Raw genomic sequence first — 18752 nt, 5'->3', positions numbered from 1 at the left:
GCACCCGCGACCGGTGTGGGAGGAATGTCCCGGGCCGTGGTGGGTAGTCGCGGCCATGGCGGTGGCCCGGGACCGACGACTTGGCTGGCTGCGTCGTGACCGAGAAGGCCTGTCTGACGTGGACACGGCGCGGATCGCCGAGACGGTGGCACAACTGCACCAGCGGAGCAAGGCCACCCTGCACGACCGGCTCCACCGGGTCCGGATGGCGCTCGGCCTCGCCGTGCAGGCGGGTCTCGCGGCTGGCCTGTCCTGGGTGGCCGCGCACGAGATACTCGGCAACCCGCAGCCGGTCTTCGCCCCGATCTCCGCCGTGGGCACCCTCGCCGTCTCGGTCGGGCAGCGCTTCCGCCGTACCGTGGAACTGATCATCGGCGTGGCGGTCGGGGTGGCCGTCGGCGACCTCCTGGTCTACCTCCTCGGCACCGGCCCCTGGCAGCTCGGGCTGGTCGTCACCTCCGCCATCCTGCTGACCATCTTCGCCGGTGGCAGCGTCGCCATCGTCATCCAGGCCGCGGCGACCGCGGTGCTGATCGTGACCCTCAGTCCCTCGGTGGAGCATCTGGAGATCCCGCGGTTCGTCGACGCGTTCGTCGGCGGCAGCATCGCGCTGCTGGTCACCGCGATCCTGTTGCCGCTCAACCCGCTGCGGGTGCTCAACCGGGCCGCCCGCCCCGCCCTGGACCTGCTCGCCGAGCAACTCGACGTCACCGCCGACGGACTGCGCGAACGGGACCGGGAGAAGATCCAGACGGCGCTGGACCGACTGCGCAACAACAAGGAGGAACTGGCCACCCTCACCGAGGCGATCGAGGGCGCCAAGGAGACCGCGCTGCTCTCCCCGGCCCGCTGGCACCGGCGCAGCGAACTCACCCACTACGCGGAGGCGGCCGACCCGATCGACCGGGCGATGCGCAACAGCGGCACGTTGATCCGGCGTGGCGTCACCCTGGTCGAGGACGACGAGCCGGTGCCGGCGCCCATGCCGGACGCGGTGGCCCATCTCGCCGAGGCGGTACGGCTGTTGAAACGGGAGTTCGCCCAGGGCGAGGAGCCCGAGCAGGCCCGGGAACGCGCACTGCGCGCGGTCAGCGAGGCCGGTCGGGCGTACGCGGAGGGGGTGGGGTTCTCCGGCAGCGTGGTGGTGGCCCAGGTGCGTACCACCGCGAGCGACCTCATGGTGGCCTCCGGAATCAGCCAGGAGGAGGCGAACCGGCTGGTTCGGCAGTCGTTCGGCGAGTTGGACCGGCCCGGCGCGCCGGCCGGACCGGAACCGGCGGCGAAACCGCCGACCGCGCCCCCGGTCGGCTGAACATCGCAGGTGGCGGCCGGTGCGGTCGATGCGCCCGGCCCGCCGTGCCGGAGATGACTACGCTGACCGCATGGCCGACACCCCGCCCGGCGGAACGCTGCCGCCGTCGCCTCCCGTGCCCGCCGCGCCGCCCGCCGGGCCCGGCATGCCGCGCCGCCGGCTCAGCTGGCTGCGGGCCCTGGTGCTCGTCGGGGTGATCCTGCTGATCGCCGCCTGCGCGATCTTCATGCTCTTCACGCTCGGCATCAACCTCGGCCCCGAGGCGCTGCTGATCGGCACCGCCGCCGCGATCCTGCCGGTCCCGGTGTTGGTGGCCTGCTTCCTCTGGCTCGACCGGTACGAACCCGAACCGTTGAAGTACCTGATCTTCTGCTTCGCCTGGGGTGCCTTCGTCTCCACCGCGGCGTCGCTGACGGTCAACGAGACCGCCGCCAAGTGGTTCGACTCCCAGGGCCTGCCCGAGGCGCTCACCGCGGTACTGGTGGCGCCCTTCATCGAGGAACTGACCAAGGCACTCGGCCCGATCCTGCTGCTGCTCTTCCGGCGCCGGGAGTGGTCGGGCATCACCGACGGCCTGGTCTACTGCGGGTTGTCCGCGATCGGTTTCGCGATGGTGGAGAACATCCTCTACCTCGGCGGGTACGGCTACGCCTCGGGCGTCGAGCAGTACGGCCCGGCCACCGGCGCGCAGCAGGTGATCGCCATCTTCATCGTCCGGATCCTGCTGTTCGGGTTCGCCCATCCGTTGTTCACCGCGATGACCGGTGTGGGCCTGGGCATCGCCGCGCGGACGGCCGACCGTCGGGTCCGGGTGCTCGCCCCGATCGCCGGTCTGCTGCTGGCGATGATGCTGCACGGGGCGTGGAACCTGATCCCGACGCTGACCCAGGCCACCGGCGAGATCCTGATCTCGCTCTTCGGGTTCGTCGGCGTGATGGTGCCGATCTTCTTCGGCGTGGTCAGCCTGGCGGTGTGGCTGCGGGCCTGGGAGGGGCGTCTCACCGAGCGGATCCTGCCGGACTACGTGCGGGCCGGCTGGCTCACCCCGCCGGAGGTGGCCGCGCTCAGCAGTCTCGGCCGACGGCACGCGGCCCGGGTCTGGGCCCGGCGGGTCGCCGGTGACGCCGGGCTACGGGCGATGCGGGGTTACCAGTTCGCGGCGACCCGGCTCGCACTGCTGCGCGACGGCGCGCAGCGCGGCCTGGACCGCCGGCCGGTCGACCGGGAACGGACGGCCCGGGAGGAACAGGAACTGCTGCGCTCGATCAGCGCGTACCGGTCGTTCTTCGTCGGCCGCGACCCGCAGACCCCGGTCGGTGTCTGGGACGGGCAGCGCTACCACCTGCGCTTCCCGGACGGGTCGCAGCGCGCGGTCGAGGCGCCCGACGAGCCCGTGGTGCCGATCCCGGTCGTCCTCGCCCCACCACCCGCGCCCCCGCCCCCGGCGTACCACGCCGGTCACGGTCCCGGCTGGTACGGCCCCGGCCCGGCGGCCCCCTGGCCACCACGACACTGACCGGTCACGCCGCGCCCCGCGGCTCGGGGCGGGGCCCGTCACCGAGGAGCGGGCGCGGCCGCTCAGGTCATCAGGCTGGTGAGGAAGTCGCCGAGGCCCTGGGCCATCATCATCAGGGCCGTCCCGATCCCCTTGAACAGCTGCGCCGCGCCCTCCGGCCGGAACGCCATGAAGTAGATCAGGAACGCGAGGCTTCCCCAGGCCAGCACCTTCTTCACGAATACCGGCATCGTCCCTCCCCAGGGCCGGTGGTGCGGCTGGCTTCCCGTCGGGGAGCGCGGCAAACGACGCCGACGGCGTCAGCGCGGGAAGGTGTGACCGTACGGGAGGGGACGGCGGCGCGTCGGGCTCACAGGTACAGCCCGGTGGCGTCCTCCTCGACCCGCTCGGCGGCCACCGCGTGTACGTCGCGTTCGCGCAGCAGCACGAATCCCCGGCCGTGCAACTCGACCTCGGAGCGATCGTCGGGGTCGAAGAGCACCCGGTCGCCGGAGACGATGGAGCGTACGTTCGGCCCGACTCCCACCGCGGTGGCCCAGGCGAGGCGCTTGCCCACGGCGGCCGTGGCCGGGATCACGATGCCGGCGGTGGAACGGCGCTCACCGTCGCTGCCCTCCATCCGGACCAGGACACGGTCGTGTAGCAGCCGGATGGGCAGGCCGGCGTCAAGATTCTCGTCGGCTGTCACGCCGCAGACGCTACCGTGTCGTTTCCGGCCTTCCGCCGGTGGTCACCGGTTCACCGGAGCACCCGGCGGGGCAATGTATGGCGGAAGCGGCCCCAGCGTCGAGCGCTCCGGGCGTATCCTGTCCGACCTGACGCAGTACGCGGGCCCAATCTCGCCGGGAGGTGCCCTTGAGCCGATTCGAGCGGATACGCCGGCGGCTGCGTCGCGCGTACGAGTCGGGACGGGAGTCGGCCCGCGCCGGGCGGGACACCCCGGCCGACGTACCCGAGCCGGCCAGGGCGGCCTCGCCGGTGTCACCGGGACCGGCGGCGCCACCCGGCGCGACGGTGGTCGGCGCGGAGCCTCCGACCGCCCTGCACAACTCGACCAGCAGCCGCGACGACGCCGACGTGCCGCACGCGCTGCGCATCGCCGCCGCCTGGTCGTGGCGGCTGATCGTCGTCGGGGTGGTGTTCTGGGCCCTGGTCAAGCTGGTCAGCACGATCAGCATCGTGGTCATCCCGCTCGCCGTGGCGCTGCTGCTCTCGGCCCTGCTGGCGCCGGCCGTGGGCTGGCTGCTGCGGGCCCGGCTGCCGCGATCGCTGGCGACCGCTGTGGTGCTGGTCGGTGGCCTGGCCGCGGTCATCGGCACGCTCACCCTGGTGGTGAACGAGTTCATCAAGGGCGTGCCGGAACTGGCCGCCAAGTCGACCCAGGGCATCCAGCAGATCCAGGACTGGCTGCAGACCGGCCCGCTGCACCTGTCGGACAACGACCTCAACCGCTACCTCGAAGAGGCACAGCAGTGGGTCAACAACAACAACGAGAGGTTCACCAGCGGCGCCCTCTCCACCGCGACGACCCTGGCCGAGGTTCTGACCGGCACGGTGCTGGTGCTCTTCGCGGCGTTCTTCTTCCTGCGTGACGGCAACATGATCTGGCGGTTCCTGGTCCGGTTGCTGCCGGTGGCCGCGCGGTGGAAGGTCGACGACGCCGGCCGCGCCTCCTGGGCCACCCTGGTCGCCTACGTACGGGCGACGGTGCTGGTCGCGTTCATCGACGCGGTGGGCATCGGCATCTTCCTGGTCATCTTCGATATCCCGTTCGCCTTCCCGCTCGCCGCCCTGGTCTTCCTCGGCGCGTTCATCCCGATCGTCGGTGCGACGCTCTCCGGCGGCGTGGCCGTACTGGTGGCGCTCGTCGACAGCGGTCCGGTGACCGCATTGATCATCCTCGGTGTGGTGATCGGGGTGCAGCAGGTCGAGGGGCACATCCTGCAACCGCTGATCATGGGCCGGGCGGTGGCCATCCACCCGCTCGCCGTGATCATCGGTCTGGCGGCCGGTGTGGTGCTCGCCGGGATCACCGGCGCGTTGGTCGCCGTCCCACTGATCGCGGTGCTGAACACCGCGGTGCGTCGGCTTGCCGCCCGCACCGTGCCGGACACCCCACCCGACGCGGTCGTCGTAGCCTCGCGCGCCCCCTGACCCACCCCGCCGCCCGGGGCGACGACCGACCGGTGCCCGCGAGCAGGGACGGTGCGCCTCAGGTGTCGGCGAGCCGGGTCAGCGCACCCCGGACCACCTCGGGACGGGTGGTGTACCAGAACGGTGGGAGCGAGCGGCGCAGGAAGGGGCCGTAGCCGCGGGCGGACTCCAGCCGGGAGTCGAGCACGGCCACCACACCACGGTCACCGGTGGCGCGGATCAGGCGGCCGACGCCCTGGGCCAGCCGGACCGCGGCGATGGGCACGCTGACGGCGGCGAACCCCGAGCCGCCGTTCGCGTCGACGGCCGCGGCCCGCGCGGCGGCGAGTGGCTCGTCCGGCCGCGGGAAGGGCAGCCGGTCGATGACGACGAGCTGGCAGGAGTCGCCCGGCACGTCCACCCCCTGCCACAGGGACATCACGCCGAACAGGCAGCTCGACCGGTCCTCGCGGAAGCGGCGTACCAGCAGCGGCAGCGCCTCCTCGCCCTGCAGGAGAACGGGCAGGTCGGTGCGCGCCCGCAACAGCTCGGCGGCCTGGGTGGCGGCCCGCCGGGAGGAGAACAACCCGAGGGTACGACCGCCGAGCGCGGTGACCAGTTCGAGCAGTTCCTCGCCGGCCGCGTCGGGCAGCCCGGAGACGCTGGGACGGGGCAGGTGCGCGGCCACGTAGAGGATGCCCTGGCGCGGGTAGTCGAACGGGGAACCGACGTCCAGGGAACGCCAACCCGGCCCGGACTCGCCGGCCCGGACACCGTGGTCGGCGCCGGCGGTCGCGGCGGGGGCGTCACCACCGACGGCTCGGCCGGGCCGCTCGCTGGCGGCGGCGAGGGCGGCGGCGGCCGGCGACGGCGGGGTGGGCGTCGGCGCCTCCAGGCCCAGGGCCCGGGCCACCGTGTCGAAGCGGCCGCCCAGCGCCAGGGTGGCCGAGGTGGCGACCACCGTCCGCTCGTCGTACAGGTGGGTGGCGAGGGTGCCGGCGACCGAGAGCGGTGCCACCACCAGGGCCCGTCGCCCGCTGGCGTCGTTGCGGTCCACCCAGGCCACGTCGTGCTCCGCCTCCTCCAACAGCCGCTGGGCGGTGCTGGAGAGTTCGTCGAGGACCGCCTTGGCCTGCTGCTTGCGGACCGGGTCGGGATCGTCGGCCTTGATGTCGCCGATGCCGTCCAGCGCCGCGCGGGTCGCGGCGTCGAGCAGCGTGCACGACTCCCGCAACGGAGCGGGCAGGCCACTGGTGATCCGCCCGACGGGGGCCTCGGCCAGCCCGACCGCGAGGGCGTCACCGGCCGCGGTCAGCGCCTCGGCCGTCTCCGGGCGCAGCAACGGCCGGGCCCGGCGGGCGGACCGGTCGATCAACTCCGGGGTGAGTTCCGCCTGTGCCGCCGAGGAGACCCGGTCGGCCAGTTCGTGCGCCTCGTCCACGACGAGCAGCTTGTGCGGCGGGACGATGTGCCGCCCGGCGAGCATGTCGACCGCGAGCAGGCTGTGGTTGGTCACCACGATGTCCGCCTCGCGGGCCCGCGCCCGGGACGCCTCCGCGAAGCACTCCGCGCCGTACGGGCAGCGGGCCGCGCCCACGCACTCCCGGGCGGGCATCGAGACCAACCGCCAGGCCTGGTCGTCGACGCCCGGATCCAGCTCGTCGCGGTCACCGGTGTCGGTCTCCAGCGCCCAGTCCCGCAGGCGTTGGATCTGCTTGCCGAGCCGGCCCGCCTCGCCGAGCCACCGGGTGCCGCCACCGGGCCGCTCGGCCGGTGCGTCGAAGAGGGTGTCGGTCGGTTCGTCCTCCGAGGAGTTCTCCAACCGGGCCAGGCACAGGTAGTGGTGCCGGCCCTTGAGCACAGCGAACGTCGGTCGCCGCCCGAGCAGCGGCTCGACGGCGTCGGCCAGCCGGGGCAGGTCGTGCTCGACCAGCTGCGACTGCAACGCCAGGGTGGCGGTGGAGACCACCACCGGCCCGTCGACGGTGAGCGCCGGGGCGAGGTACGCCAGCGACTTGCCGGTGCCGGTGCCCGCCTGCACCAGCAGGTGCTCGCGGGCGGCCACGCACTCCTCGATCGCCGTGGCCATCTGCTGCTGGCCGGGGCGCTCGGCGCCGCCGGGAACCGCACCGACCGCGGCGCCCAACAGCTCGGCTCCGCTGGGCCGGTCACCCCGCCGCCGGACCTTGGCGCGGGTCGGGGTGGAGCCGGTGGCGCTGCGGGGCGGGGTCACCGTGGCACGGTACCCGCCGGGGCCGACGCCGGCCGCACCGATCGGCCGTGTTGCGGTGACACCGCGAGATACCGTCCCCGCCGTCCGGTAACTTCCTGACGGCGGCGGATGGGCGGAATCGGCTAGGGTGCGACTCATGCCGAGCGACGTGGTCCGTGTGATCTACCGCAAGTACGACGGCAGCGCCCACCGCGACTACCCGGCCCGTCGGCTGGCCGAGGACGACCTCGGTGTCTGGCTCGGTGTACCGGCCGGCACCAGCTCCGTCTACCACGGACGGCCTTCGGTGGAGCAGATCCCCTTCGTGTTGCTGGTGCCACACCACGCCTGGTGGACCGGCATGTTCAACCCTCCGCCGCGCACCAGCGAGGTCTACTGCGACATCGCCAGCCCGGCCCGGTGGGAGGGTGCGGACACCGTGCACCTGATCGACCTGGATCTGGACGTGGTTCGTCGTCGGGAGACCGGGCTGGTCGAGTTGCGGGACGAGGACGAGTTCGCCGAGCACCGGGCCCGGTACGGCTACCCGGACGATCTGGTGGTCGAGGCCGAGGCGGCGGCGCGCTGGCTGCTCGGTGCGCTCGGCGACGGCACCGAACCCTTCGCCACCTCGTACCGCAAGTGGCTCGCCCTGGTGGTCTGAACCGGGCCGGTGGTCTGATCCGGCCGTTCGCGCCGTCCCGGGCGCCGAGTCCAGCGCGGCGGCGCGTGGCGGGTGATGATGCACCGATGGAGCACGACGCTGGACAGGCTCGGGTGTCGCCGGTCGGCGGCCCTGGGGAGGTTGCTCAGCCGGTCGGCGGCCCGGTACGCGAGCTGCTGAGGGTGGCGCCCGGGGCGGCGGTCGACCTCGCGGCGGTCGACCCCCGGTCCACCCCCGGACTCCCGGACGCGCGGCTGACCGGGCCGCAGCGCAAGGGCTGGGCGCGCCGGCAGGTGGAACTGGTCGGTGCCGGGTTGGCCCGCCAACAGGAGATGCTGTTCGCCGGGGCGAAGGCCGACCCGACGGCCGGGCAGCGGGTGTTGTTGGTGCTCCAGGCGATGGACTGCGGCGGCAAGGACGGGACGATCAAGCGGGTGGTCGGCGCGATGAACCCGCTCGGCGTGCACATCCGGTCGTTCGGTCCGCCGAGCGCCGAGGAACTGGAGCACCACTTCCTGTGGCGGATCCGGCGCGCCCTCCCGCCGCCGGGCTGCCTCGGTGTCTTCAACCGTTCGCACTACGAGGACATCCTGGTGCCCCGGGTGCAGGCCGAGGCGCCGGAGCAGGTCTGGCGGCCCCGGTACGCCGAGATCGAGGACTTCGAGCGGGAGCTGACCGGCGCCGGGGTGCGGCTGGTCAAGGTCTTCCTGCACATCTCGTACGGTGAGCAGGCCCGGCGGTTGCTGGCCCGGCTGGACGACCCGACGAAGCACTGGAAGTACCACCCGTCCGACGTCGACGCCCGTGCCCGCTGGGACGACTACCAGGTCGCGTACGGTGACCTGCTCGGTCGCTCCGGCACGGACGTCGCGCCCTGGTACGTGGTGCCGGCGGACCGCAAGTGGTACCGGGACTGGGCGGTGGCGCACCTGCTGCGTGAGACGTTCGACACTCTCGCTCTCGGGTATCCACCGGCCGATTTCGACATCGCCCGGGAACGAGAGCGACTGCTGGGGACAGCGGGGCCGGTGAAGGTGAACAGAAGTTGAACGAGCGGTGAATGACACCTGGCCAGGGGTGGGCCGCCGAATCGTCGGTCCGGGGGTTCCCTAGCATTCCCTCAGCAGGGCGCCGGACAGCGCGCTGACACCCCTTCCACCGACACGACGAGGTCCGTGCTGTGAGGTTTTCCTTCCGCCCCAACGAGGGCGCCTTCTACGAGCTCTTCACCAGGGCCGCGCAGAACCTGGTCCGGGGTACCGAGCTGCTGAACGAGCTCGCCCTGCCCGACGTCGAGGTGCAGTCGATCAGTGAGCGGCTGACCGAGGTCGAACACGACAGCGACCAGATCACCCACGACCTGTTCAAGAAGATCAACTCGACCTTCGTCACCCCCTTCGACCGGGAGGACATCTACCGTCTCGGCTCGCTGCTGGACGACGTGATGGACCACCTGGAGGCGGTGGGCAACCTGCTCTACCTCTACGGGCTGACCAAGCTGCCGTCGCTGCCCCGCGAGATGCACGAGCTGGTGCACGTGTTGGACCAGCAGGCGCGACTGACCGCCGAGGCGATGCCCCGGCTGAAGTCGATGAAGGATCTCGAGGACTACTGGATCGAGATCAACCGGCTGGAGAACGACGGCGACCAGGCGTACCGGATGCTGCTGGTCCGGCTCTTCTCCGGTGAGTACGACGCGTTGACCGTGCTGAAGATGAAGGAGGTCGCCGACGAGTTGGAAGCCGCCTGCGACGCCTTCGAGCACGTGGCCAACACCGTCGAGACCATCGCGGTCAAGGAGTCCTGATCCTGTGAGTCCCGAGCTCATCGCCGTGTTGGCGGTGATCGGGGTGGCCCTGGTGTTCGACTACACCAACGGCTTCCACGACGCCGCCAACGCGATCGCGACCAGCATCTCCACCCGGGCGCTCACACCCCGGGTCGCCCTGGCCATGGCCGCGGTCGGCAACTTCATCGGCGCCCACTTCGGCGCCGAGGTGGCCAAGACCGTCGGCAGCGGCCTGGTCGAACTGCCGCCGGGCGTGTCCAGCCTCGGCATCGTCTTCGCCGGGGTGATCGGCGCGATCACCTGGAACATCATCACCTGGTACTTCGGGCTGCCCTCGTCGTCCTCGCATGCCCTGATCGGCGGCCTGGTCGGCTCGACCGTCGCCGCCTCCGGCACCGTGCTCTGGACCGGCATCGGCGAGAGCGTGATCATTCCGATGATCCTGTCGCCGATGGTCGGTTTCGTGCTCGGCTACATCGTGATGATCGCGGTTCAGTGGATCTTCCGGAACGGGCAGCCGGGCAAGCTGAACCGGGGCTTCCGCTGGGCCCAGACCGCCTCGGCCGCGGCCATGTCGGTCGGCCACGGCATGCAGGACGCGGCCAAGACCATCGGCATCGTGGTCCTCGCCCTCTTCGTCGGCGGCTACCAGGAGGACGCCACCTACATCCCGGAGTGGGCGTTCTGGACCTCTGCCGCGGTGCTCGCAGCGGGCACCTACGCCGGTGGTTGGCGGATCATCCGTACCCTCGGCCGGAAGATCATCGACCTGCGTCCGCCGGAGGGCTTCGCGGCCGAGACCGTGGCCAGCGGCGTGCTCTACTTCAACGCGCTGGTCCTCGGCGCCCCGATCTCGACCACCCACACGATCACCTCGGCGATCATGGGTGTCGGTGCCACCAAGCGGCTCTCCGCCGTGCGGTGGGGGGTGGCCGGCAACATCGTCGGCGCCTGGATCCTGACGTTCCCGGCCGCCGGCTCGATCGGCGCCCTGATGTACTTCGTGGTCCGCCCCCTCTTCGGCTGAGGGGTGAGCAACGGCCCCCGGTACGACGCGAGGCGTCGTGCCGGGGGTCCTTGTCTACGACGGCGACTCAGAGGTACGAGACGCCGATCTGGGCGCGGATCTCGTCGAGCAGCGCCATGATCTCCAGGGTGGCCGAATGCGGCACCCGGGGACTCTCGGTCAGCCCCTCGGCCAGGCAGCGCTGCACCTCGATCGCCTCGTACTGGTAGCCCGAACCGACCAGCTCGGCGGTGACCGTCTCCGGCTCCGCGTCGGCCCGGTGCAGGGTGAACGAGCCCGGCCGGAAGAACGGCTCGGGCAGGTCGATCCGCCCGGTGGTACCGGTGACCGAGGCGGTGAGCCCGGTGGCGCCCACCATGCCGCAGCTCAGCGTGGCCACCGCCCCCGAGTCGTACCCGAAGACCAGGCCGGTGTTCTCATCCGTACCCTCCGGGCCGAGTTTGGCCCACGACCGCACCTGCTGCGGTACGCCGAGCAGCAGGTGCGCCAGGCTCACCGGATAGATCCCCAGGTCCAGCAGCGCGCCACCGCCGAGGGCCCGGGCCCGCATCCGGTGCTCCGGCGGGAACGGCCCGGCGACGCCGAAGTCGGCCCGGAGACTGGTCACCGTACCGATCGCGCCGTCCGCGATCAGCTCGCCGACCCGCAGGATCAGCGGGTTGCAGCGCATCCACATGGCCTCCATCAGGAAGACCCCGGCGGCGCGGGCGGTGTCGACCAGTTCGGTACTGGTGGCCAGGTCGAGGGTGAACGGCTTCTCCAGCAGCACCGAGCGACCGGCGGCGAGGCAGGTCCGGGCCGCCTCGTAGTGGGCGGCGTGCGGGGTGGCGACGTAGACGACGTCCAGGTCGCTGTCCGCGGCCAGTTCCGCCCAGGAGCCGTACGCCCGGGACGCGCCGTGCCGCTCGGCGAAGCGTTCGGCGGTCTCGGCGGTACGTGAGCCGACCGCGACCAGTTCGGCCCCCGGCACCAGCCGGAGGTCCTCGGCGAAGCGGGCGGCGATGTGTCCGGTGGCCAGGATGCCCCAACGAGTCATGGCGTGGACGCTACCGAAGATCACCAAGGCGCCGTACCGTCGACCCACGGGTCGGGACCAGGCCGGCTTCGGGACATCACGCCCGCACTAGTCTCGGCGCATGACGATCGACCGCGGATTCCCGGTGCCACCCGCGCTGGTGGAGCACGCCCGCCGGTACCTGGCCGGCGGCGGCCCGCCCGTGGTGCCCCGGGTGGCCGCCACCGTGCTGCTGCTGCGTCCGGCCCGTACCGGCTTCGAGGTGTACCTGATCCGCCGGGTGGCCGCGATGGCGTTCGGCGGCATGTACGCCTTCCCCGGCGGCGGGGTCGACCCGTCGGACTCCACCACCCACGTCGACTGGGCGGGCCCCGAACCGGCGGTCTGGGCGGCCCGGCTCGGGCTGGGACCGGCCGCCGCGCAGGCGGTCGTCTGCGCGGCGGCCCGCGAGGTCTTCGAGGAGGCCGGGGTGCTGCTCGCCGGCCCGGACGCCGACCGGATCGTCGGGGACGTCAGCGACGCCGGTTGGGAGGCCGCCCGCGCCGACCTGGAGCAGCACCGGACCGGTTTCGCCGAACTGCTCGCCCGACGTGGGCTCACCCTCCGGTCAGACCTACTGCTGCCCTGGAGCCGCTGGGTGACCCCGGAGTTCGAACCGCGCCGGTTCGACACGTACTTCTTCCTGGCCCTGCTGCCCGAGGGGCAGCGCACCCGGGACGTCTCCGGTGAGGCCGACCACACGCTCTGGATCCGTCCCGCGGACGCCTGCGCCCGGGCCGAGGCCGCGGAGTTGAAGATGCTGCCGCCCACCCTGGTCACCCTCGGCGAGGTGGCCGGCTACCCGGACCTGCCCGCGGTGGCCGTCGCGGCGACGGCCCGGGACGCGAGCACCCCGATCACCCCCCGGCTCGACCTGGCCGACCCGGATCGGCCCCGGTTCCGCCTGCCCTGACCGGGCCGGACCGGATCCCGCGTCCGGCCCGGCCGGTTCAGTCGAGTTGGTAGTTCACGTGGGCGGACCAGCGGGCGAAACCGAGCCGCTCGTAGAGCGCCACCGCGGCGGTGTTCGACTCGTCCACGTAGAGCATCACCCGGTCCAGTCCACGCCGTTCCCGCAGGTACGCGAGCCCGGCCGTGGTCAACGCCCGGCCGAGCCCACCGCCGTGCGCGGAGGGGTCCACGCCGAGTACGTACACCTCGCCGATGCGGGCCGAGCCGGGGCGCTCGTGCACCTTCGTCCAGTGGAAGCCGAGCAGCCGACCGGTCGCCGGCTCGACGGCGAGCAGGAAGCCCGCCGGGTCGAACCACGGCTCGGCGAGCCGGACCCGCAGGTCGTCGGCGGTCCACCGGCCCTGCTCCGGGTGGTCGGCGAAGGCCCGGGCGTTCAACGCCAGCCAGGCCGCGTCGTCCTCGCCGGGTCGGAACGCGCGCAGCGTCACCCCGTCGGGCAGGCGCGGGTCGGACGACGGTGCGGTGAGCGGGCGGCGCAGCTGCCAGAGCACGCGGGCGCGGCGGAAGCCGAGGTCCACGGCCAGGGCCGCGGCCGAGGGATGGTCGCCGTGGGCCCAGCCGCGCAGCGGGCCGGTGGCGGCGGCGAGTACGCCTCGGGCCAGCGCCCGCCCGCTGCCCCGCCGCCGGTACGCCGGGTGCACCACCAACGCCACCTCGACGCCGTTCGCGGGATCGGTGGTGTCCAGATGCGCGTACCCGGTCAGCGTTCCGTCGTCGGCGCGGGCGAGCAGGTGGATCGCGGGCGCCTGTTCGTCGCGGAGGCGGAACAGGACGTGTTCGTCGACCGGGTCCGCGCCGTCCGCGTCGCCGGCCGCCCGGACCAGGGCGAGAACGTCGGCGCTCTCCGCCGGGCCGAGCCGGTTCGCGCGGCTGACCTGGTCGCCGGTCGGCTCCGTACTGCTCATGCCGGTACTCGCCGGTGCTGCGCGTCGGCCGCTGGCCGGGGGTTCTGCTCGCTCATCGCCATCACGGTATCGGCATCGGCGCTGGCCGGGGGAACAGGTGCCGGCTCACATTCCCCGCTGCGGCAGCGCCTGGAGGTCGAACGTGCCGGCCAGCTCCGGCAGGATCCGGTACAGCGCGTTCACGGTGCCCTGCCGGTCGCCGCCGGCATCGTGCAGCAGGACGATCGATCCGGGTCGCGCCCCGTCGACCACCGCCGTGGCGATCGGAGTCGCGCCGGGGGCCCGCCAATCCGACGGGTCCAGCGTCCAGTGCAGGGGCGTCATGCCCAACTCGCGGGAGACGGAGATGACCGGGTAGGTCCAGGCGCCGCCGGGCTGCCGGTACCAGGCGATCGGCGCGTCGGGCACCGCCGCCCGAATGGCGGCGTTGGTGCGCAGCAGGTCGTCCCGGATCCGGTCGGGCGACCGGCTGCCCAGCGCCACGTCGTGGTCCCAGCTGTGGTTGCACAGCGTGTGCCCTTCGGCGACGATCTGCTGGATCAGCCAGGGGTACGCCTGGGCGTTCTGGCCGACCACGCAGAAGGTGGCCGTGACGTGGTATTGACGCAGGATCGCGAGAACCTGCGGGGTGTAGTCCGGGTTGGGCCCGTCGTCGAAGGTGAGGGCCACCTCGCCGGTGCCGGTGCTGACCCGGGTGCCCATCGGCCCGAAGTTCGGATCCTGCGTCTGCCCGTCGGGCTGGTCCGGCCCGCCCGGTTGCAGGTCGGGGGCGTGGCTGGGGCTGGCCTCGGCCGGGGAGGGCGCCGACTGGTCGGCGTACTCCGGATGGTCGGCGCCCGTGACGACGGTGGAGCCGTTGCCGGGGGGATCGGGCACCAGGCCCCGGCCGAGCAGGTACGCCGAGCCGAGCACCGCCGACACCACAAACGTGATGATGCCGACTACCCGTACCGTGCCCCCGTGGTAACCGCCCACCGCTGCCCCTCCCGCTGGCCAACTCGGCAGTCACCATAAGACTCACGAGTTGCCCAAAAGGGGCATATAGGAAATTACCCCTCGACGGTGAGGGCTCGCACCGGCAGCGAAACGGCCTCGGCGGAGTCGGCCAGCGCCGACCGCGACGACGGTACGACGAACTTGTAGCCCACCTGACGCACCGTGCCGATCATCGACTCGTACTCCGAACCGAGCTTGGCCCGCAGCCGCCGAACGTGCACGTCGACCGTCCGGGTGCCGCCGAAGTAGTCGTACCCCCAGACCTCGCGCAGCAGCTGGTCCCGGGTGAACACCCGGCCCGGGTGCTGGGCGAGGAACTTCAGCAGCTCGAACTCCTTGTAGGTGAGGTCGAGCGGGCGGCCCTTGAGCTTCGCGGCGTAGGTGTCCGGGTCGATCATCAGCTCGCCGGCCCGGATGGAGCCGCCGGCGCCGGCGGTCGCGTTACTGAGCCGGCCGACCGCGAGCCGCAGCCGGGCCTCGACCTCGGCCGGGCCGGCGGAGGCGAGGATGACGTCGTCGACGCCCCAGTCGGCGTTCAAGGCGATCAGGCCGGCCTCGGTGACCACCGCCACCAGCGGTACGCCCAGCCCGGTGGCGTGCAGCATCCGGCAGGTCGCCCGGGCCTCGCTCAGCTCGGAGCGGGCGTCGACCAGCACGGCGTCCGGGCTCGGGCCGGCGACCAGGGTGCGGACGTCACGGGGAGCGGTACGCACCGAGTGCGGCAACAGGTCCAGTGCCGGCAGTACTGCGGATGGTTCGCCTGCCCGTGCGGTCACCAGCAGCAGGATCTCCACGATTACCTCCGTCCCGGCGGCCCGATGCGGCCGCGCGCGACCAGCAGCACTCCATGCGAGTGTGCGCTGGGAACTTCCGTGGGTCCCGGCGTCGCTGACGGGCGGGTTTCGGGTTGAGCGTAACCGATTGCCCCAGCCGAGCCCGGGTGTGATTTACCGTTTGCCCCATCTGCCCCTGATCATGGCGCAGGTTTTAACGTCGTGGAAACGGGGAGACCCGCGATTTGCGGTCGGTCTGGCACGATCGGTGGGTGTTTCCCTCCAGCTCGCCCGAGACCGGCCGCGACCCGTGGACCGACGACCCGCCCCCGGCGGACGGTACGGTGCCGCCCTCCGGTCCGGCCGTGGACACCGACGAACGGCGTGGCCCGCGACGGCTGCGCCGCGGCGGTTCGCCGCGCCGGTCCGACGACGCGCTCGACGGTGTCGACGAGGAGGAGACCGAACCTCCGGTCGAGGTACGCCGCCAACTCTCGCTCCTCATCGGCGGATTCGCCGCGCTGCTCGGCCTCGGCCTGGTGCTCGGCGCGCACTCCGCCAGTCCCGGGCACCGGCTGCCGTTCACCGCCGTGGTGCTCACCGTGCAGCTGCTGTTCGTGCTGACCTGGACGATGGTGACCCGGCCGCCGGCCCTGGCCGTGGTGCTCGGAGTGGGCGCGGTGGCCGCACTGGTGGCCGACACGGTGGCCATCCGGACCGCCGAGCCGCGGTTGGGCCCGCTGTTCTACGTCGCGATCGGCGGGGTGCTCGTCGCCGTGCTCGGCCAGTTGGTCCGCCGGGTCGACCGGGTCCGGGTGACCGACTCGCTGCGCACCACGACCACCATCGTGTTCGGGGTGGTCGCCTTCGCCACCCTCCTCGTGCTCAGCCGGCTCCCGGCTGGTACCCAGGCCATCGCCGTCTGCCTTACCGCGAGCGGGGTCGCGCTCGCCGTGGCCCGGGTGGCCGACGCCGTCGCCGCCTGGCCCCGGCTCGCGCCACAGGTGCCGCGGGGAGCGGTGGGCGTGGTCGGCGGTGCGATGGTCGGCACGCTGGTCAGCGCCCTCCTCGGCAGCTACCTGGTCACCCCGTTCACACCGACCCGGGCGGCGATCCTCGGCCTGGTCGCGGCGGTCGTCGCGGTGCTGGCCGATCTGGCCGTCAGCTACGCCGAGGCGGGCCGGCTGATGGCGGGCGAACTGCCGACCGTGTGGGCGGCCCGGCACGTGCAGGGGCCGCTCGGCGGCTTCGCGCTGGCGGCAGCGGCCGCGTACGTGATGTGCCGGCTACTGCTCTGACCGGGTGCCGCCGCAGTTTCCGAGCGGTGGTTGAGTGATCCGGACTTCGGGTACCAACGGTGCGCCGGGTCGGCGACACCGGCGTACGACAGCACAGGAGGCGGCGTGGACCACGAGCAGGCGTACGGACCGCGACCCCGGCGTAGGGGGCGCAAGGTGCTGTTCGGGTTCGTAGTGCTGCTGCTGGTCCTCGCCGGGCTGCTCGTGGTCGCCGACCGGGTGGCGGCCAGCGTGGCCGCCAGTACCATCGCCGACGAGGTCCGCGAGCAGGTGAACCGGCAGGGCGCGCAGTCCGCACCGCCGGAGGTCGAGGTGGGCGGCTTCCCGTTCCTGACCCAGGTGATCGACGGCCGGTACGAGCGGATCACGATCAGGATGCGCGACGTGCAGGGCGCGGTCCAGGGCGACGTGGTCTCCCTGCCCAACCTCGACGTGGACGCCCGCAACGTGCGGGCCTCCCTGGACACCCTCCGCTCGGGTCAGGGCGACGTGGTGGCCGAGACGGTCAACGGCACCGCCACCATCAGCTACCAGAGCCTCGCGGCGCTGCTCGACCGGGAGGGGCTGACCCTCGGCGAGCGGGACGGACAGCTCGCGGTCACCGCGCCGGTGGACATCCTCGGCCAGCGGCTCACGGTGACCGGCACCGCCGACATCGTCGTCGGTGACCAGGGCCAGATCGCGCTGCGCTTCGACGACCTGAACGCCGAGGGGCTGCCCGCCGCGCCGTTGGCCCGCACCCTGCTCAACAACTTCGCCCGCAGCATCTCGGTCGACGTGCCGCTCCCGGAACTGCCCTTGCAGCTCACCGTCCGCGAGGTCGTCCCCCGACCCGAGGGGCTCGCGGTGACCGCCGACGCGCGGGACGTCCCGATTAACTCGGTCGGCTGAGCTCGGGATCAGCGTCCCGGATGCTGGTCGGCCCGGTGGAGAAATCTGGGATGGCTGTTAGGCTCGCTGCCATGGGGACGCTCCTCACCAAACGGCGCGCGGTCGACCTGTGCCGCGTGGCCACCTGCCTGTGTCGCTCCGTCATCTGACGGCGGGGCTGTCTCGGGCCGCCTAGCGGCCATCGGCACTCGGGGTTCGCGTACCTACATCCCGGTGCACCCCACCGGACGCCCGGCAGCGGCGCCGTCGCACAAACCCGTGATCCGTTCCTAGCTATGGGTCCCGCGCGTGGTGCGACATCTCGACCTCCACCAACCTCCGCGCGCTGGCTCACCATCCATCCTCACCAGGGAGTGATCTGATGAGTCGCGACACCGCACTCGTCTCGGCCGACTGGGCCGAGAAGAACCTCGACGCCCCGGGCGTCGTCTTCGTCGAGGTCGACGAGGACACCTCGGCCTACGACACCGGCCACATCGCCGGTGCCATCAAGCTCGACTGGAAGACCGACCTGCAGGACCCGATCCGCCGGGACTTCGTCAACAAGTCCCAGTTCGAGGCGCTGCTGTCCGAGCGGGGCATCAGCAACGACGACACCGTCATCCTCTACGGCGGCAACAACAACTGGTTCGCCGCGTACGCGTACTGGTACTTCAAGCTCTACGGCCACGGTGACGTCAAGCTACTCGACGGTGGCCGCAAGAAGTGGGAGCTGGACGCCCGGCCGCTGGTCAAGGACGCGGTGACCCGACCGGCCACCCAGTACGTCGCGAGCGAGCCGGACAACAGCATCCGGGCCTTCCGGGACGAGGTCGTCGCCGCGATCGGCACCAAGAACCTGGTCGACGTGCGCAGCCCCGACGAGTACGCCGGCCGCCTGCTCGCCCCCGCCCACCTGCCGCAGGAGCAGGCGCAGCGCGGCGGCCACATCCCGACCGCGATCAGCGTGCCGTGGTCGAAGGCGGCCAACGAGGACGGCACCTTCAAGTCCGACGACGAGCTGCGCAAGCTCTACGGCGAGGCGGGCCTGGACGACGGCAAGGAGACCATCGCGTACTGCCGGATCGGCGAGCGCTCCTCGCACAGCTGGTTCGTGCTCCAGGAGCTGCTCGGCCACCGCAACGTGAAGAACTACGACGGATCCTGGACCGAGTACGGCTCGCTGATCGGCGTGCCGATCGCGCTCGGTGACGAGCCGGGGGAGGCCTGA

18 protein-coding genes and 2 pseudogenes are annotated in these 18752 nt (G+C 72.3%); 12 read left to right on the top strand and 8 right to left on the bottom strand.

The features are described 5' to 3' along the window. The first annotated feature begins 55 nt into the window (after nt 1-55). Complete coding sequence (locus D2L64_RS16935) at nt 56-1312, top strand: FUSC family protein (protein WP_119577750.1); 1257 nt, start codon at nt 56-58, stop codon at nt 1310-1312. A gap of 28 nt (nt 1313-1340) precedes the next feature. Continuing rightward, nucleotides 1341-2828: a PrsW family intramembrane metalloprotease gene (locus tag D2L64_RS16930; RefSeq protein ID WP_119577661.1), complete on the top strand. Its 1488-nt coding sequence runs from the start codon at nt 1341-1343 to the stop codon at nt 2826-2828. A gap of 62 nt (nt 2829-2890) precedes the next feature. Here D2L64_RS16930 and D2L64_RS27600 read toward each other — a convergent pair whose 3' ends face one another. Both D2L64_RS27600 and D2L64_RS16925 read right to left on the bottom strand, forming a co-directional pair. Continuing rightward, nucleotides 2891-3058 carry a hypothetical protein gene (locus D2L64_RS27600; RefSeq protein WP_199714576.1) on the bottom strand — a complete coding sequence of 56 codons (168 nt, stop codon included), beginning with the start codon at nt 3056-3058 and terminating at the stop codon, nt 2891-2893. A 119-nt stretch (nt 3059-3177) separates the two neighbouring features. After that, a complete protein-coding gene (locus D2L64_RS16925) occupies nt 3178-3516 on the bottom strand; it encodes a GroES family chaperonin (RefSeq protein WP_119577659.1) in 339 nt (112 codons plus the stop codon). A 167-nt stretch (nt 3517-3683) separates the two neighbouring features. Between D2L64_RS16925 and D2L64_RS16920 the strand changes: the two genes are divergently transcribed. Next, nucleotides 3684-4982 (top strand): AI-2E family transporter, encoded by a 1299-nt coding sequence (locus tag D2L64_RS16920; RefSeq protein ID WP_233558994.1) that lies wholly within the window; start codon nt 3684-3686, stop codon nt 4980-4982. Between the two features lie 58 nt (nt 4983-5040). Here the strand turns inward: D2L64_RS16920 and D2L64_RS28535 are convergent. After that, a pseudogene (locus tag D2L64_RS28535) lies at nt 5041-5718 on the bottom strand (ATP-dependent DNA helicase); the annotation flags it as partial. A 108-nt stretch (nt 5719-5826) separates the two neighbouring features. Further along, nucleotides 5827-7194 (bottom strand): annotated as a pseudogene (locus D2L64_RS28530) (ATP-dependent DNA helicase); the annotation flags it as partial. Between the two features lie 136 nt (nt 7195-7330). Here D2L64_RS28530 and D2L64_RS16910 point away from each other — a divergent pair. The 4 genes from D2L64_RS16910 (at nt 7331) to D2L64_RS16895 (ending at nt 10653) form a co-directional block, all read left to right on the top strand. Then, complete coding sequence (locus D2L64_RS16910; RefSeq protein ID WP_119577653.1) at nt 7331-7837, top strand: DUF402 domain-containing protein; 507 nt, start codon at nt 7331-7333, stop codon at nt 7835-7837. Nucleotides 7838-7923: 86 nt separating this feature from the next. Beyond that, nucleotides 7924-8886: a PPK2 family polyphosphate kinase gene (locus D2L64_RS16905; RefSeq protein WP_119577652.1), complete on the top strand. Its 963-nt coding sequence runs from the start codon at nt 7924-7926 to the stop codon at nt 8884-8886. 131 nt (nt 8887-9017) lie between these two features. Continuing rightward, the gene (locus D2L64_RS16900; RefSeq protein WP_119577650.1) at nt 9018-9644 is read left to right on the top strand and encodes a DUF47 domain-containing protein; all 627 of its coding nucleotides are present in this window, start codon (nt 9018-9020) and stop codon (nt 9642-9644) included. Between the two features lie 4 nt (nt 9645-9648). Continuing rightward, nucleotides 9649-10653, top strand: coding sequence for an inorganic phosphate transporter (locus tag D2L64_RS16895; RefSeq protein WP_119577648.1), 1005 nt, complete (start codon nt 9649-9651; stop codon nt 10651-10653). Between the two features lie 67 nt (nt 10654-10720). Here D2L64_RS16895 and D2L64_RS16890 read toward each other — a convergent pair whose 3' ends face one another. Next, complete coding sequence (locus tag D2L64_RS16890; RefSeq protein ID WP_119577748.1) at nt 10721-11689, bottom strand: Gfo/Idh/MocA family protein; 969 nt, start codon at nt 11687-11689, stop codon at nt 10721-10723. A 100-nt stretch (nt 11690-11789) separates the two neighbouring features. Here D2L64_RS16890 and D2L64_RS16885 point away from each other — a divergent pair, with 100 nt between their 5' ends. Further along, nucleotides 11790-12620, top strand: coding sequence for an NUDIX hydrolase (locus D2L64_RS16885; RefSeq protein ID WP_119577646.1), 831 nt, complete (start codon nt 11790-11792; stop codon nt 12618-12620). Between the two features lie 37 nt (nt 12621-12657). Here D2L64_RS16885 and mshD read toward each other — a convergent pair whose 3' ends face one another. From mshD to D2L64_RS16870, 3 genes are all read right to left on the bottom strand, one after another. Then, nucleotides 12658-13584, bottom strand: coding sequence for a mycothiol synthase (gene mshD, locus D2L64_RS16880; RefSeq protein WP_119577644.1), 927 nt, complete (start codon nt 13582-13584; stop codon nt 12658-12660). Nucleotides 13585-13689: 105 nt separating this feature from the next. Then, nucleotides 13690-14559, bottom strand: coding sequence for a polysaccharide deacetylase family protein (locus D2L64_RS16875; RefSeq protein ID WP_119577642.1), 870 nt, complete (start codon nt 14557-14559; stop codon nt 13690-13692). 74 nt (nt 14560-14633) lie between these two features. Then, the gene (locus D2L64_RS16870) at nt 14634-15374 is read right to left on the bottom strand and encodes a winged helix-turn-helix transcriptional regulator (RefSeq protein ID WP_119577640.1); all 741 of its coding nucleotides are present in this window, start codon (nt 15372-15374) and stop codon (nt 14634-14636) included. A 251-nt stretch (nt 15375-15625) separates the two neighbouring features. Here D2L64_RS16870 and D2L64_RS16865 point away from each other — a divergent pair, with 251 nt between their 5' ends. From D2L64_RS16865 to D2L64_RS16855, 4 genes are all read left to right on the top strand, one after another. Then, nucleotides 15626-16651: a hypothetical protein gene (locus D2L64_RS16865; protein ID WP_119577746.1), complete on the top strand. Its 1026-nt coding sequence runs from the start codon at nt 15626-15628 to the stop codon at nt 16649-16651. A gap of 105 nt (nt 16652-16756) precedes the next feature. Next, nucleotides 16757-17542, top strand: coding sequence for an LmeA family phospholipid-binding protein (locus D2L64_RS16860; protein ID WP_119577638.1), 786 nt, complete (start codon nt 16757-16759; stop codon nt 17540-17542). Nucleotides 17543-17562: 20 nt separating this feature from the next. Beyond that, complete coding sequence (locus D2L64_RS28400; RefSeq protein WP_325049912.1) at nt 17563-17691, top strand: Ms5788A family Cys-rich leader peptide; 129 nt, start codon at nt 17563-17565, stop codon at nt 17689-17691. Between the two features lie 212 nt (nt 17692-17903). Further along, nucleotides 17904-18752 (top strand): sulfurtransferase, encoded by an 849-nt coding sequence (locus D2L64_RS16855; RefSeq protein WP_119577636.1) that lies wholly within the window; start codon nt 17904-17906, stop codon nt 18750-18752.

It is taken from the genome of Micromonospora radicis (assembly GCF_003583405.1).
In the GTDB taxonomy this organism is placed as follows: domain Bacteria; phylum Actinomycetota; class Actinomycetes; order Mycobacteriales; family Micromonosporaceae; genus Micromonospora; species Micromonospora radicis.
The sequence above is the reverse complement of the archived record's forward strand: the minus strand, read 5'-3'. Positions and strand labels throughout refer to the sequence as shown.

Coding starts and splice junctions, on each gene's coding strand:
- D2L64_RS16855 (WP_119577636.1), top strand. CDS start 17,904: ATGAGTCGCGACACCGCACTCGTCTCGGCCGACTGGGCCGAGAAGAAC.
- D2L64_RS16890 (WP_119577748.1), bottom strand. CDS start 11,689: ATGACTCGTTGGGGCATCCTGGCCACCGGACACATCGCCGCCCGCTTC.
- D2L64_RS16885 (WP_119577646.1), top strand. CDS start 11,790: ATGACGATCGACCGCGGATTCCCGGTGCCACCCGCGCTGGTGGAGCAC.
- D2L64_RS16930 (WP_119577661.1), top strand. CDS start 1,341: ATGCGCCCGGCCCGCCGTGCCGGAGATGACTACGCTGACCGCATGGCC.
- D2L64_RS28400 (WP_325049912.1), top strand. CDS start 17,563: ATGCTGGTCGGCCCGGTGGAGAAATCTGGGATGGCTGTTAGGCTCGCT.
- mshD (WP_119577644.1), bottom strand. CDS start 13,584: ATGAGCAGTACGGAGCCGACCGGCGACCAGGTCAGCCGCGCGAACCGG.
- D2L64_RS16910 (WP_119577653.1), top strand. CDS start 7,331: ATGCCGAGCGACGTGGTCCGTGTGATCTACCGCAAGTACGACGGCAGC.
- D2L64_RS27600 (WP_199714576.1), bottom strand. CDS start 3,058: ATGCCGGTATTCGTGAAGAAGGTGCTGGCCTGGGGAAGCCTCGCGTTC.
- D2L64_RS16905 (WP_119577652.1), top strand. CDS start 7,924: ATGGAGCACGACGCTGGACAGGCTCGGGTGTCGCCGGTCGGCGGCCCT.
- D2L64_RS16935 (WP_119577750.1), top strand. CDS start 56: ATGGCGGTGGCCCGGGACCGACGACTTGGCTGGCTGCGTCGTGACCGA.